Here is a 14,843-nt window from a genome sequence, read left to right on the forward strand (position 1 = left end):
CTTCATATAACCCCTTTTATCTGTAACTTCCGGAGAACTTCAATGAAACAGGCATCTTTTCTGATGAAACTTGCTGTTGTCTTTTTTCTGCTGGCGATCGCCTGTGGCTTTGCTGGCTGGGGCGCATGGAAATACTGGAACGCCATGTTCAGCGCGCTCGGCTATGGCATTGTGGACTTTATGACGCTAAATGCGGAAAATCAGGCGATGAAAACCCCGCTCAATCTGACTATGTATGCCATGCCGGTTGGCTTCTGGTGTGCAGCGGCCGGCTTTCTTGCCGCATCCGGTGTGTCTTTTCTCCTTGATGTTGTTGGTGATATTAAAACGCATTTCGCTGATTTGTATTTAGCCATGCGTAGTAAGGAGGACAACCATGCGTAAAACGCTTCTGGCCGGGATACTGGCGCTGGTCTGTAGTGCGTCCGCGTATGCAGATGTGAATGGCGATCTTAATAACTACTTCAACAAGCTGGGTTTTGAAGGTAATGCCACCGGCGCTGCTGCCTGGCAGGGGCAGGCAGCAGGCTATATGACCGGCGGTAACCTGTTTCTCAGGAGCCCGGTCAAACAGATGCAGGTGATGTCGTTTACCCCGCCGTCACTGAATGCCGGCTGCGGCGGCATCGATGCCTACCTCGGGTCGTTCTCATTTATTAACAGTGACCAGCTGCAGCAGTTCATCAAAAACCTGATGGCCAATGCCCAGGGGTATTTCTTTGACCTGGCGCTACAAACCGTGGCACCGGAGCTGAAGGACGCCAAAGACTATCTGCAGAAGCTGGCGGCGGACATGAACAGCATGAACATCTCCAGCTGCCAGGCGGCACAGGGCATCATCGGCGGCCTGTGGCCGAAGACCCAGGTCTCCCAGCAGAAGGTCTGTCAGGACATTGCGGGGGAAAGCAACCTCTTTGCCGACTGGGCTGCTTCCCGCCAGGGTTGTACGGTCGGTGGAGAGATGAACAGCGTGCTCGATAAAGCCGGCGACAAGGACAAGGACCGGGTGCTGCGTAATAAAAACCTGATGTGGGAACTGCTGGGGCGTAATGCCATGCTTGACGGGGACACTGAACTGAAAGAAATGGTGATGAACCTGACCGGTACGCTGATATTTGACCGCAATGGCGCGGCAAAATCTCTTATACCGGAGGTAAACCACCAGGGATTACTGGTAGCCCTGATGAAGGGCGGTAATGTTGAGATCCAGCGCTGCGTCTCGAGCGGCGACTGCCTGGAGCTGAAAAACGGGTCCGTGACTATCAGCAGTAACCGCGCCCTGATATCGCGGGTGAGAGACATGATTGGCAGTATCCGCGATAAATTGCGAACTGATGAACCGCTGTCAGCGGCGGAGAAAGGGTTTATCCAGAGTACCTCCATTCCAGTGCTGCGCTACCTGGTGGACCCGATGCAACTGAGCCTCAACGTTGACATGCTGTCCTCACTGTCGGATTACATCGCCTACGACATTATGCTGCAGTATCTGAAAGAGCTGATTGAACAGGCCAAACTCTCTCTGGCCAGCCGGAATTATGATGAAGAAGTGATGAAACCGCTGAGGGCCAACATCAGCGAATCCAGCCGTCAGGTGGAGGCCCTGCAGCAGGAAGTACAGGTGAAAAGCGACGCGCTGGCTGAGATGGACCGCCAGATGAGCTACCTGCGTCAGCAGACCTCAAGCCAGCTGCTGGACCGCTATCAGCAGAACTATCGCTTCGGCGGCAGCGAAGGGGGCCTGTGATGGATGCGGTTTATGTCCTGAGCGGCGGGGAGTTCCTGACGGCCATCTTTAACGGCGTGGCTGTCCTGATGGGGACCACCGAGTGGGCCTCGATGTTTCGTATTGCGGCGCTGATGTCGGTTATGGTGTTGTTTGCCACCTACATTCGCGGTCATGACCCGCTGGAGGTGCTGAAGTTTATTGCTTTCTTTATGTTTCTCACCAGCGTGCTCATCATACCCAAGCGAACGGTGCAAATCATTGACCGCAGTGACGCAACCAGTGTGCATACGGTCGCTAATGTGCCGCTGGGGCTGGCGGCACCGGCGAAGTTTATCACCGGCATCGGTACCGCCCTGACGGAAGGCTTTGAGACCGTATTCCATACCCCGGATTCAGCCACCTACAGTAAAACCGGGATGCTGTTCGGCGCCAACCTGGTGGGGACCGCAACCGACTTTGCCTTCCGTAATGGTGACCTGGCAGAGTTGTTTACCGCTTATGTGCGAAACTGCGTGGTAGGCGATATGTTGCTTAACCACAAATACTCCTTCCAGGAACTGATGAACAGCGAAGACCCGTATTCGCTGATATTCAGCAAACCCAGCCCACTGCGCGGTGTGATGGTGCCGTACGGTAATACGATGGCAAACCGGGAAGGGTTCTGGACCTGTCAGGAGCTGGCAACCGGCGTGCTGCAACCCCAGTTGACCACCGACACCCAGAATGGTGGTAAGACCTGGGACTACTATGTTGCCCGCCTTACCGGCGGAAAACCCAATGCCAGCGCGCTGTTTGGTACCCTGCTGGGTGACAGCTACAGCTATTACTACGGCGGTGGGAGTGGTGCCAGCCAGATTATGCGACAGACCGTGGTGATGAACGGCCTGAAGCAGGGCATTGCCTCCACCAGTGCGCAGAACGGTGATGCTGCCGGTCTGGTCAACCTGGCCTCGCAGTCGTCCTATACCAAGATGCGTCTGAGCCAGGCCACGTCAACCAGTATTGCCACCACCTACCTGCCTTTGCTCAATACCGTGCTGCTGGCGATGGTGATTGGCCTGTTCCCGGTAATTATCCTGCTGGCCTCCATTCATACCCTGACGATGGAAGTGCTGAAGGGCTACATTTTTACCCTGATATACCTGCAGGCCTGGGGGCCGATGTTCGCTATCCTTAACTATGCGGTCAGTATGTATCTCACGGGTAAAACAGGGACGCTGAGTTTTTCGCTGTCGAACCTATCGGTTATCCAGCAGACCCATGCGGATATTGGCTCGATTGCTGGCTGGCTGTCCCTCTCCATTCCGTTCCTCGCCTGGGGTATCGTCAAAGGGCTGGGTAGCGCAGTGTCGCAGGCCGGTAACTACCTGGGCACAGCAATGAACAGCACGGCCTCTTCTGAATCCTCCCGTGCCGGCGACGGCAGCTGGGCATTCAATAATCTGCAGACCGACAATGTTGCCGGCAATAAGTGGGACACCAATTACGCCAGCCGTAGTGGAATGGCAATGACCCAGATGGGCAACGGTGCCACGGCAACCCGGACACAAAGTGGTGCATCGGTCTACGATACCACCGGGGCGATTTCCCGGTTGCCGACCGATATTCAGCTGGACCGTTCGGCTGTCAGTGGATTCCAGCGTCAGCAGCGTGAGGCTGAGAGTCAGCTGCAGAGCCTGAGCAACTCGCTGAGTCACTCGGCCAGTACCGGGACCTCCCAGCTGTCGCAGTGGGCCAGCCAGCGAGGGAGCAGTGATACCGTCAGTCGTGGTGCTGATAACAGCATCAGCGCGAATGATGCCGCGGCTATCAGTAAACTACAGAGTGCCGTGGCACGTTATGCGCGTGACAATAATGTCAGCCAGGCTGATGCACTCAGAGCGGCAATGGAACAAAGCCAGAATGCTTCAATTAATGTCGGTGCAGGCGTGACGGCAGGTATTGATACCAGTAGGTCTATTGCAGGCAAGGCAGTCGAATGGACGACTGGGCTGAGTGGTAAGCTGGAAGGCCATATTAAAGGAGATTACACCGGTAACAATGGTTCTTCGCACGGTACCAGTTCGGATATGAGCAACCGGACCAGCCATACGAAGGACTTCAGCGCTCAGGATCTGAAAGATATCCGCCATGGCGTTGATGTGGTCGCCAGTCACCGAACCACCGAAAACAGCAGCCACACGGACAACGCATCCGGCTCGTTGCTTAACCAGATGGCGGCGACGTTCAGTGATATGCGTACCCAGGCCAGCCAGTACAGTGACACACAAAATCGCAGCCATGAATATGCGCAGATGGCAAGTTTTGTGGAGAACAATAGTGCGGCCATCCGTAGCAATGCCACTCAGGAGTTTGTTGAATATGCGAAACAGAATCATCCGGATGCTGAACGTGTGCTGACTGACGTATCCAGCCCGGAAGCGCGTGCCGAGCGAGAGGCACTGGCTGGTCGTTTTGTGGAAGAACGTATGATGCCGCAACTGGAAGCGCAGTTCCGGGCCAATCAGGGACGAGCTGCAGAAGGAATGGGCGATAAGGTTGCTGCCGGTGGGTTACAGGGTGTCAACCATAGTGATTTTGAAGGCCAGCAACAACATATGGCGCAGACGGCTGCCGGGCATGGTGTGAAAGCTGATGGTGAGGTGGCTGGTGAAGTCACACAATCGAGAGCGAATGCACAGCGAAGTGTTGATTCTGCTCAAGAAAAGGTCAATCATCAGCAGTCAGAGGTGAACAAACAGTATACTAATCTTGAGCAGGAACATCAGGTGCAGGGACGTCGCTTTGATGAAGCAAATAAGGCTGAACATACTCGTCAGGAAGCTTGGCCTGTCATAGACAAAGTGGACTCCGATAACGCGAAAAAGACACTTGATGAAACCATGAATAAATTTAAGGGTAAGTAAATGGTGAAACGAAGTGATATTGAAAATGATGTGAAAATGTTGATGCAGTCATTTAAAAACGATTACCGCATTCCTACCTCTGGAGAGATTATATCCCCAATAATTAAATTGATGTCAGTTGTTTATATGATGCATTTTGTGGTTATAACGGTAGGGTTGATCGTTTGTGATAAAAAAATCTGGTTTCCGGGGATTGCCATGTGGTTAGTTTTGTCTTGTGGAATTTTAACTGTTATGGCCATCATGATGGCCTATGGGAATCTTTCTTTGCTGATGTGTATCCCAAAGGAAGTGCGTGAAAAATCATTGCTTGTTAATTTGGCTAAAAAGAAACTAAGATTATATGGTCTAATTATGATTGTGTTTAATACTTTTGTCGCTGTTGTATTAATCAGCGAACGCTCATCTCTTATTATAGGCTATGGATTTTCTTGGTTTGCTTCTTTCCTAATTGGCGGGGTTGTTTTCAGCATGTCCATGAGTCGGTACATGACCCCTGCAGTGGTCGCAACACTCGATAAAATTCGCCAGGTGGTCTCCTCTCCTCAAATATCATCAAATAGCGAAGAAGTTTAATAATAAATTTTTGTGTGATTCTGGTTTATGGAGGGATGATAATGTTGGGGTTTAAATAGAATAAAAAGGAAAAGAAAGAAAAGCAGGCGAGTCCAGTTGATGTTAGCCTTGGAGTCAAAAAGCATTTATTTGCATTGATTGTCAATAGAACCAATAAAGAATGGTATGAAAAGAATGGGGCGATTGGTTTTATTAATTTCATTGGTTCTTATGATGGCGCGGAGTTATTGCCCGCTAATATAGAATACCCTTTTGTATACACATGGATGGACCTCGCTCATGAAGGTGGGATGCGTATGAGCTTTAATACGCGAGATATGAAGTTTTATTGCCAGGCCGTCATTGAATCTTTGGGTATTGACGAGGTTAATGAGAATTCAGATAGCATTGTTAATGAAGTGATTGACGATTTTGTGAAAATACACACAGAGACTTTCTTTAAATTGATTGAGGAAATCAATAAGGGTAATGTTTAATTGTCACTGCTGTGAATGTTCATTGTTTTGAGATTCAATGAATGTAAGTATGTTTTGATGAGGTTTATGCGTTGGCATTGAATTCTAGGTTAAGGGGCAGGATTCAGTCCTGTCCGAACTTACTAGGTTTGTTAAAAGCTATTTTCTGTTTTTTACTCCGAGACTCGATGTCGACCCGTTAAATATCTAATCCGCCATGCCATCGTGCTGTCACTCCCGGCAGTGCTTGCTGCTTCTATCTAAATTAAGGTTCAGCTATGAATTGTTCTGATAATGTCAGTTCTGATGCCGTATTGCCTGAAGAAAATATTTTGTCTTCGCGTCAGACAGGAATGGGATACGCCCATATAAACCAGCTTCTGCCCAGAATGAAATGGAATAATAATGACCTCATTATCATTTATGATCCGACTGCTGCATTTCGGGATGTGTTTTCTGATTCGCTGATTGTGTCAACGCCTTCATGTGAATATGCCGGGAGGGATAAATGAGTTCCACCAAGCATATTACCCAGGGCGGGCAGGTATTCAGCTATATGCTGAATATGTTTATGCAGGTCAACCGCCGTATTGCCTTCTGGTTGTTGAATCTTTTTTTTGTACTGACACCGTTATTTTTCTGGATGCGGGTGCCGTGGCAGGACATGCGCAACGGCGGGCTGTACTGGTGGTTATATCTTTCCGCTGGCGGTGAAAAAGCGTTGTTCAATGTACCGCCCGTATATGATGTTCCTTATGACGGGCAAATCCTGCATTTTACCTCTGCAGCCATTCTGAAAGACCCCTATATGACCTATGCAGGTCAGCTGACGCTGCAGGAACTGTTTATTGCGGTATTCCTGGCGAGCTGTGTGGTGCTGGCGGTGGCGTATGGCGTCTATTACCTCCTGCGCCGACTCGGTGAGAAGCAGGCTCAGGACGACATGGTGGGTGGCCGTTCGCTCACAGAGGACGTGAAGTCGGTGGCCAGAACCCTGCACCGCAATAATGAAGCATCGCCACTGCATTTTGACCAGTTACCACTGCTGCTCGACAGTGAGGTTAAAAACCTGTTGCTGCATGGTACGCCCGGCTCCGGTAAATCCAATGCCCTCAACAAACTGCTGCAGCAGCTGCGCGCACGCGGGGACATGGTGATTATCTACGACAAGGGCTGTTCGCTGGTTAAGCGCCACTTTAATGAAAACATCGATAAGCTGCTGAATCCACGTGATAAGCGCTGCGAAAACTGGGATTTGTGGCTGGAGTGTCAGACCACATCGGACTTTGATTCCATTGGCAATACGCTGATCCCCCAGAGTACTAAAGAAGATCCATTCTGGACGGGGTCTGCCCGGACCATTTTTACCTCGGTATCTAAACGTTTCCAGAATGACCCGCACCGTAGCTATAACGCACTGCTGCGTACCCTGCTGGCCATCAATCTGAAAGCACTGCGGGAATACGTGCAGGGGACGGAAGCCTCCAACCTGATGGAAGAGAAGGTGGAGAAGACCGCCATTTCTATCCGTGGTGTGCTGACCAACTACGTGAAGGCATTGCGCTACATGCAGGGGATTGAGCGCACCGGCAAACCCCGCTTTGCTATCCGTGAATGGATGAAGCAGGTGAACGAGCCGGGGCAGCGCAACGGCTGGCTGTGGATCACCTCCAATGCCCGGGAGCACGAGTCCCAGAAGCCGCTGATCTCGATGTGGCTGGCACAGGCGGCCAACTGCCTGCTGGAGATGGGAGAGAACCCGACCCGCCGGGTGTGGTTTATCTACGATGAACTGACGTCCCTGCATAAGCTGCCGGAACTTCCTGGCGTGCTGTCGGAGGCCCGTAAGTTTGGTGGCTGTTTTGTCCTCGGTTTTCAGAACAAACCGCAGCTGGATTTCACCTACGGTCGTGAATTTGCTGACGCGATGATGGATTTACTCAATACCCGCTTTTTCTTCCGTTCCCCGGATGAAGGTGTGGCGAACTATGTGATGCGTCAGCTGGGCCAGCGCCGGGCGAAGGTGTTTAACGAGCAGTACAGCTATGGTGCAGATACCGTGCGTGACGGGGTGTCGTTCAGCAAGCAGGAAGATGACCAGTATCTGGTCAACTACTCCGATATCCAGTCCCTGCCGGATCTGAACTGTTATGTGACGCTACCGGGGAATTATCCGGTGGTACGTATGAATATGACTTACGAAAAAATGGACTTTATCGCGGCAGAGTTCCTGCCACGGGAGCTGAATGACAGTCTGGACCCGGAAATCGAGGAGGAAATTACCCGTCGCGAGCTGGATGAAGACAGCATCGACAGGTTGCTTGCGGTACAGAGCAGTGAGCCTGCTGTACCGGCAACAACAGCATCAGCTGCTGCCGTATCTCCGGCCATTGCTGCAACCGAAACTATCAATTCATCCCCTCTGCCGCCGGCCGCTGTATCGTCCTCCGCATCTGACATCCAAGCAACGACCAGTCCGGTCCAGAACGGTGGCCGGGTGAAGGAATATGACGGGCTGCAGGTGGATACGCAGACCGGTGAAATTCTGACTGAGCCAGATCGTTACGAAGACTATGCGGCGTACGAGCAAGAGGCGCTGCAGGCGATGAAGGAAGAAGAGAAAAATATCCTCGTTCACCGTGAACATGACGAACCGGATAGGGAGTATGAGCCGGGGGACCGCTGGTAATGCTGACCGTATCATCGATTGCTGGCGGCGGAGCCAGCTACTACATGGCGAAAGATAATTATTACTTTCTCGGCAGTATGGAAGCGTCCTGGATGGGGAAAGCCGCAGAGCTGTTAGGGCTGGAAGGCCCCGTGGATGCGAAGACATTCGATGATGCCCTGGCCGGATATTTCCCGCAGGGCGTCGATCTCTCCCGGATGTCGGGCGGTCAGAATATTCACCGGCCGGGTTACGATCTGACGCTGTCGGCACCCAAAAGTATTTCCGTACTGGGTGTGGTACTGGGCGACAGCCGTATTCTGGAGGCGCATCAGCGTGCTGTCGGTGTGGCCATGGGGGAAATTGAACGGCTGGCCAGTACGCGTGTCATGGTAGATGGGGTCAGCCAGACAGAGATGACCGGTAAGTTGCTGGCTGCGGCTTTCCACCATGACACCTCGCGTGAACTTGATCCACAGCTGCATACGCACCTGATAGTGATGAACCTGACGGAGTATCTGGGGGAGTGGAAAACACTTTCCAGCGATAAGGTCGGCAACAGCGGGTTTATCGAGAACGTCTATGCCCTGCAGGTTGCGCTGGGCAAAATCTACCGTAACGAACTGCGTCAGGCCGTGGAGGAGATGGGATTCCGGACCGTGGTGACCGGCAAAAACGATCTGTGGGAAATCGAGGGTGTTCCGGTGGAGATATTTTCACAGCGTACGCAACAAATACGGGAGGCCGTCGGTGATGGCGCTTCTCTGAAATCCCGTGACGTGGCGGCGCTGGATACGCGTAAGGCCAAACAGAAAGATCCCGACCGGGTAGAACTGCTGACCGACTGGATGAACCGTCTGGAGCAGGAAGGATTCGATATCGGCGCGTTTCGCCAGGAAGCTGAAGCCCGTCTGAAGACAATGGACAGTGACAGAGCTGTACGGCCGGAGACGACCCCGGACGATGTCCGTCAGGCGGTAAGCCTGGCGATTTCTCAGCTCAGTGAAAAACGTACCCGCTTTACCTATTCCGATGTGCTGAACCGGACACTGAACAGTCTCGATGCGCGGGAGCAGATTGCGGTGATGGCGCGTTCGGCCATTGAATCGGCGATAGAGAGTCAGCAGCTGATACCGCTGGATCGGGAGAAAGGTCTGTTTACCTCCTCGATTCATCTGCTGGACGAACTGAGCCTGCAGCAGCTGGCCGGGGAGATGAAATCCACTGTGGTGATATCCGGTGGTGCCCCGGCCCGGTCTTCTTCGTCTGTGCCGGTAATGCAGCAGATTGAGGCAGACCGCCCGGCACTGGCGATTGTCAGCCAGCCCGGAGGCGCGGGCGGTATGCGCGAATCGGTGCTGGCCGGGGTGCAGCTGGCGCAGTCACAGGGACGGGAAGTGGTGGTGCTGGCTACCGACCGCAGCAGTGAACGCTGGCTGGCTGAACAGCCTGGTCTGGCGGATAAAGTGGTGACGCTGAAAGGGCTGTCAGAGTCTGCGTTGCCGGAGAACAGTACGCTGATTGTGACCGGGGCGGAAAAGCTCTCCGTCCGTGATGCGCTGACGGTCACCGACCAGGCGCTTCGTGCGCAGTCCCAGTTGCTTCTGATGGATAGCGGCGGGCGCAGCGGGACCGGCAATGCCCTGCAGACGCTGGAGGCGGCCGGGGTGTCCCGCTACCGGGCGGAAACGGAACGTACCGTGGCCGTCAGCGTGGTCAGTGAGCCGGACAAGCGGCAGCGCTATGCGGCTCTGGCCCGGGATTATGTGGTGATGGTGAGCCAGGGAGCGAATGTGGTGGCCCAGGCCAGCGGCGAGCGTGAACAGCAGACGCTGACGGCAGCGTTGCGGCAGGCGCTGCTGGAAAAGGGACTGCTCGGGGGAAAAACGGCGTCCATCGACACGCTGGTTCCGCAGTGGCTGGACAGCAAAAACCGCCGCCAGCTGGATACGTACCGGGAGGGCATGGTGCTCGAACAACGCGCTCCGGACAGCCGGGCACCTCAGCGCTATACCATTGACCGCGTCAGCGCGGAGACCCGCATACTGATGCTGGTCGGGGAGGATGGCCAGCGTCAGGGAATGAAGCTCAGTCAGGTGGACAGCAGCTGGAGCCTGTACCGGTCACAGACCGTTGATATTGCCGAAGGGGAGAAACTGACCTGGCTGGCGCGGCAGGGCAAACAGCGTTCCGGTGACAGTGTCACCGTTACGGCCGTGCGAAAGAACAGCCTGGTGGTGGAGCATGACGGGCAGAAGCGGGTTATTCGTACCGATGAACCGCTGAAGGCCGGGTACGGTTACGTCACCTCGCCGGGAAAACGCGTCAGCGAGCAGGGCACGGTGCTGGCAGCGGTCTCCGGTCGGGATACCGGGGCGACAATGCTCAATACCCTGGCCCGCAGCGGCGAGCACATACAGCTTTATACCCCGCTGGCGAACGATGAAGCTGAACGCCGGTTGTCCCGCTCACCGCTGTACCGTACCGCGCTGGCGCAGGTGAATCCGCAGAACGGTGAGCTGGCTGACGCGATGTCGGCGGCGCAGGATGCGCTGATGAGTCCGGCTGAGAAAGCGGTACGGCAGGCGGTGACGCTGACCCAGGGCAGTGAGGTGGTGTTCAGTCGCCCCGACGTCCTGGCGAATGCGCTGCCGTTGCATGCCTCCCTGCGTAAGGAGGATGTGGACCGTGAACTGGCCCGCCAGGTGCAGACCGGTGAACTCATCCCGGTACCGGGACAGAAAGGCATCGCACAGCAGCTGTATGTGACGGCTGCGAGCTATGAGGCGGAGAAACGCATCATCCGTCTGGTGGTGGAGGGGCTGGATACGCAGTCATCGCTTCTGAGCCACGCCGACCCGGCACTGTTTGCCGGGCTGACGGCCGGGCAGCAGCAGGCCTCCAGCCTGATACTGGAGAGCACCGACCGTTTCATCGGGATACAGGGCTATGCCGGTGTGGGGAAGACCACTCAGCTGAAAACCGTACTGGCGGCGCTGGAGACCCTGCCGGCAGACCAGCGCCCGGACGTCGTCGGGCTGGCCCCGACCCACCGGGCGGTGGGTGAGATGGCTGATGTCGGCGTCAAAGCGCAGACGCTGGCGAGCTTCCTGATGGATGTGGAGCGCCGGATTCAGGGCGGAGAGACGCCCGATTTCAGTAAGACCCTGTTCCTGGTGGACGAGAGCTCGATGGTGGGTAACCGGGATATGGCCGATGCGATGGGCTATATTGCCGCCGGTGGCGGGCGTGCGGTGCTGAGCGGTGACCGGGACCAGCTACTGCCGGTGGATAACGGCGCGCCCTTCACGCTGCTGCAGGAACGCAGCGCGTTAGATACCGCCATCATGCAGGATATTGTGCGTCAGAGTCCGGCACTGAAACCGGCGATTGAATCCGTCATTGCCCGCCAGGTCCCGGCGGCGCTGGATACCATCCGCAGCGTGACGCCGGATACGGTGCCGAGAACGCCGGGTTGCTGGTCACCGACACAATCCGTGGTGGCCATCCCCCAGACGAAAGAGCAGAAGGAAGAGCAGGGTGACCGGGTGATACAGGCCATCGTTGATGACTTTACCGGCCGTACCGCAGAAGCACGCGACAATACGCTGATTGTCACCCAGACCAACGCCGACAAGAACGCCATCAATACCGCCATTCATGCTCAGCTGCAGGAGCGCGGCGAGCTTGGCCGTGAAGTGACCATTACCGTGCTGGAACGGGTGAAAACGCAGACCGACAGGCTGAAGTCGGTGGCGGGGATGGCTGCGCAACACGGCAATATTGTGCTGATTAACGACCGCTATTATACCATCCGTGCCGGGCAGGACAGCCGCCAGAACGGTTATGTCGAACTGGTTGATGAGACCGGTCAGGCACAGGCGCTGTCGGCTTTTGAGAGCAGCCTGCGGGACATTGCGGTGTTTGAGCCCCGCGAGATAAAGGTATCGGTCGGCGAGAAAGTCAGCTTCTCCCGGTCTGACCGCGAGCGCGGACGCGAAGCGAACAGCAACTGGACCGTCACTGGCGTGACAAAAGAGGGCGAGCTGCAGCTGACTCAGGGGGAGGAGACCCGCATCCTGAATCCGAATGCCGACCTGGCCGACCGCCATCTGGACTACGGCTATGCCGGAACAGCGCACAAGGCTCAGGGAGCCAGCGCACTGTACGTCATCGTGCTTGCCGGCGTGGACGGCGGCAGAAAAGCGCTGGCCTCCCTGCGTGATGCGTATGTAGGCCTGTCGCGTGTAAAAGTGCATGTACAGGTCTATACCGACAATCTGGCTAAATGGCTGACGAAAGTCTCCGCGCCAGCAGAGCGGCAGACGGCCCACGATGTGTTGCTGGCAGACAGCGATCGTCAGGCGGCAACCGCACAGCTGTTATGGGAAAAGGCCACGCCGTTGTCTGACAGCGCCCTGGGGCGGGCGCTGGCAACACAGTTACCGGAGGCGGGTGAGGCCCGCTTTATCCACGGCAGCCGGAAATATCCGGCACCGCATGTGGCGCTGCCGGTGCACGATGCCAGCGGCGTACAGCGGGCAGTATTATTGCGGGAGGTACAGCTTGATGGCGATGGCCGGTTACGGGGCCTGAGTGATAACGCCCGCCTGCTCGGCAGTGAAGAGGCCACACTGGTGATATTCCGGCAAAGTGAAACCGGCCTGACCCGTCAGGCCACGGACCTGGCAGAGGCCCGACAGCTGGGGCTGCAGCATCCCGGTGACGGTATTGTGGTCGTCAGGGGTGAATCACCCACCGATGCCATCATGAAGCGTCTTAGCGGTGGTCTGGTTCTGCCGGACAGTCCCGACATTTCCCGTCACCCGGGAAGCAACACGGCAGACACGCCTGACCCGGTGAGCCTGAAAACGCCGGAAGAGCAGCGGATGGCGAAAGCGCTGGCTGAAGAGGCCCGACGACAGCAGAATCCGAAGGCCACCTCTCGTTTGCCTGGTGACCCGGAACGCCCTGATGCCCTGCAACAGGCGGAGCGCGCTGAATCCCGTGCGCTGCAGCGTGAGGCTGAACAGTCCCGGCAGCAGGAGCAGGCCGGGCTGAATCAGGTCATACAGCAGGATCGCCAACAGACGCGTCAGCGGGAAAGCGTGACCGACCAGCTTCACCGGGTTGAGCGCGAGATAGTGAAAGAGAAGGAAATTGGTGATTAAACACGGAGCAGTAAAATGACGATGCTGACAGCGTTAATTGATTACGAAAATACGGGTAGCCTGGAGGGAATTAACCTGTCTGGCTACGAGCGGATCATCATCTTTACCGGTCCACTGCAGGAGAACGTGCGTCTTCCGGTGGCTGCCTTATCTGGAGAGATACGGATTCAGGTCAGACAGGTCCCCGTAACGGCTAAAAATAACGTGGACTTTCATCTGGTACTGATGCTGGGCCAGCTCAGTATGTCAATGCCTCAGGAGGTCGGTTTCCATGTTATTTCCCGTGATAAAGGATTCGATGGTGTGATAAGCCAGATAAGGCTGTCCGGGCGCCGATGTCAGCGTGTTGAGCCGCAGATGACGCGAGATAAAATCCCGATTATATCATGGGTTGAAAAGATAGTGTCCCGCGCTAGGAAAAAACCGGCAAATTTGCCGGCGACGCCGAAGACGCTGGAAAACTATCTGAAGTCAGCGATAGGCCAGACAGGAAATGAAGAACTTATCCGTGAACTCCGGTGTGAGCTCATCAAGCGCGGGGTGATAACCGTCTATGAAAAGACGGTGACCTGGACGATATCAAAGCCGCGACCATCACGACTGTGAAATACTATGTTCCATCCTGTAACAGACATAATTCAGAAGACGAGCCCGATAATGAGTGATGATAGAACCCGTCCGCTTTTGAGCCTGAAGCGTAAGACCTGGTCAGCAGACACGTCCGTATCTGGTAGTGCGGTGGGGGTGGACATCACGGTCTCCCGGCGGAAAACGGTGGTGGTGAACACTAGGCCAAAACGCAATAAAAAGCCGCTGGCGGATGACCGACCGACCGCCTCCCGGATGCTCCAGCCGGGCAAAGGGTACCCCAAAAAGACAAAGGAAAAAAAACAACCAGCACTCTCACCCAACAAAGCAGTGGAGGTAATACCTCCTCCACCGAAGAAAAAGCCACGCCCTGGCCGTTCGGCGCGGCTGATGCGCCCGGCGGACGCCGTGCAGACGCTGAGTACACACTGGCCGGGCCTGTACGCTGGCGGTCAGCTGCGCCCGCTGGCCATCGGGGTAAGGGAACAGCTCTTTGCCGATGCTGAACGCCGGGCACTGCCGTTGTCGAAGAAGGTTATACGCCGCTGTCTGAAAACGCTGACGCGGACGGAAACGTATCTGAGCGGCCTGACGGCCGGAGTCGCATGCTACAACGCGGATGGCTCTGTTGAATCGCTCATTCCGCCTGAGCGTGAACGTGCAGCCACGGCAAAGCTTGCGAGGATACAGGCAGACAAACCGAAGAAACAGGCGGCAAAAGCACCCGCCACAGATGAAAAAAAGGAACATTAA

At 55.3% G+C, this 14,843-nt stretch carries 10 protein-coding genes; all 10 read left to right on the forward strand.

The features are described from left to right. Positions 1 to 42 precede the first annotated feature (42 nt). Positions 43 to 384, forward strand: a complete 342-nt coding sequence (locus tag GJV78_RS14855) for a hypothetical protein (protein ID WP_017694235.1) — start codon at positions 43 to 45, stop codon at positions 382 to 384. Next, positions 377 to 1,744 (forward strand): conjugal transfer pilus assembly protein TraH, encoded by a 1,368-nt coding sequence (gene traH, locus GJV78_RS14860; protein ID WP_017694236.1) that lies wholly within the window; start codon positions 377 to 379, stop codon positions 1,742 to 1,744. The genes GJV78_RS14855 and traH overlap by 8 nt, the downstream gene beginning before the upstream one ends. Next, the gene (gene traG, locus GJV78_RS14865; RefSeq protein WP_017694237.1) at positions 1,744 to 4,632 is read left to right on the forward strand and encodes a conjugal transfer mating-pair stabilization protein TraG; all 2,889 of its coding nucleotides are present in this window, start codon (positions 1,744 to 1,746) and stop codon (positions 4,630 to 4,632) included. The genes traH and traG overlap by 1 nt, the downstream gene beginning before the upstream one ends. After that, positions 4,633 to 5,208, forward strand: coding sequence for a hypothetical protein (locus GJV78_RS14870; RefSeq protein ID WP_017694238.1), 576 nt, complete (start codon positions 4,633 to 4,635; stop codon positions 5,206 to 5,208). Between the two features lie 134 nt (positions 5,209 to 5,342). Further along, a complete protein-coding gene (locus GJV78_RS14875) occupies positions 5,343 to 5,684 on the forward strand; it encodes a hypothetical protein (protein WP_017694239.1) in 342 nt (113 codons plus the stop codon). A gap of 257 nt (positions 5,685 to 5,941) precedes the next feature. Then, entirely contained in the window at positions 5,942 to 6,175 is a 234-nt protein-coding gene (locus GJV78_RS14880) for a hypothetical protein (protein ID WP_155109076.1), read from the forward strand. Further along, the gene (gene traD, locus GJV78_RS14885; RefSeq protein ID WP_017694240.1) at positions 6,172 to 8,352 is read left to right on the forward strand and encodes a type IV conjugative transfer system coupling protein TraD; all 2,181 of its coding nucleotides are present in this window, start codon (positions 6,172 to 6,174) and stop codon (positions 8,350 to 8,352) included. Before GJV78_RS14880 ends, traD begins: the two co-directional genes overlap by 4 nt. Further along, complete coding sequence (gene traI / locus GJV78_RS14890; protein WP_017694241.1) at positions 8,352 to 13,502, forward strand: conjugative transfer relaxase/helicase TraI; 5,151 nt, start codon at positions 8,352 to 8,354, stop codon at positions 13,500 to 13,502. Before traD ends, traI begins: the two co-directional genes overlap by 1 nt. Before the next feature lie 15 nt (positions 13,503 to 13,517). Further along, complete coding sequence (locus tag GJV78_RS14895) at positions 13,518 to 14,108, forward strand: PIN domain-containing protein (protein ID WP_017694242.1); 591 nt, start codon at positions 13,518 to 13,520, stop codon at positions 14,106 to 14,108. Between the two features lie 51 nt (positions 14,109 to 14,159). After that, on the forward strand, positions 14,160 to 14,843 hold the full coding sequence (locus GJV78_RS23645; protein ID WP_230979150.1) for a ProQ/FINO family protein: 684 nt from the start codon (positions 14,160 to 14,162) through the stop codon (positions 14,841 to 14,843).

The organism is Intestinirhabdus alba, from assembly GCF_009711095.1.
Lineage (GTDB): Bacteria > Pseudomonadota > Gammaproteobacteria > Enterobacterales > Enterobacteriaceae > Intestinirhabdus > Intestinirhabdus alba.

What these genes read in the sequence shown, in the direction of transcription:
- traD (WP_017694240.1), top strand. Translation starts at nt 6,172, where the DNA reads ATGAGTTCCACCAAGCATATTACCCAGGGCGGGCAGGTATTCAGCTAT.
- traI (WP_017694241.1), top strand. Translation starts at nt 8,352, where the DNA reads ATGCTGACCGTATCATCGATTGCTGGCGGCGGAGCCAGCTACTACATG.
- GJV78_RS23645 (WP_230979150.1), top strand. Translation starts at nt 14,160, where the DNA reads ATGAGTGATGATAGAACCCGTCCGCTTTTGAGCCTGAAGCGTAAGACC.
- GJV78_RS14855 (WP_017694235.1), top strand. Translation starts at nt 43, where the DNA reads ATGAAACAGGCATCTTTTCTGATGAAACTTGCTGTTGTCTTTTTTCTG.
- GJV78_RS14870 (WP_017694238.1), top strand. Translation starts at nt 4,633, where the DNA reads ATGGTGAAACGAAGTGATATTGAAAATGATGTGAAAATGTTGATGCAG.
- traH (WP_017694236.1), top strand. Translation starts at nt 377, where the DNA reads ATGCGTAAAACGCTTCTGGCCGGGATACTGGCGCTGGTCTGTAGTGCG.
- GJV78_RS14880 (WP_155109076.1), top strand. Translation starts at nt 5,942, where the DNA reads ATGAATTGTTCTGATAATGTCAGTTCTGATGCCGTATTGCCTGAAGAA.
- traG (WP_017694237.1), top strand. Translation starts at nt 1,744, where the DNA reads ATGGATGCGGTTTATGTCCTGAGCGGCGGGGAGTTCCTGACGGCCATC.
- GJV78_RS14895 (WP_017694242.1), top strand. Translation starts at nt 13,518, where the DNA reads ATGACGATGCTGACAGCGTTAATTGATTACGAAAATACGGGTAGCCTG.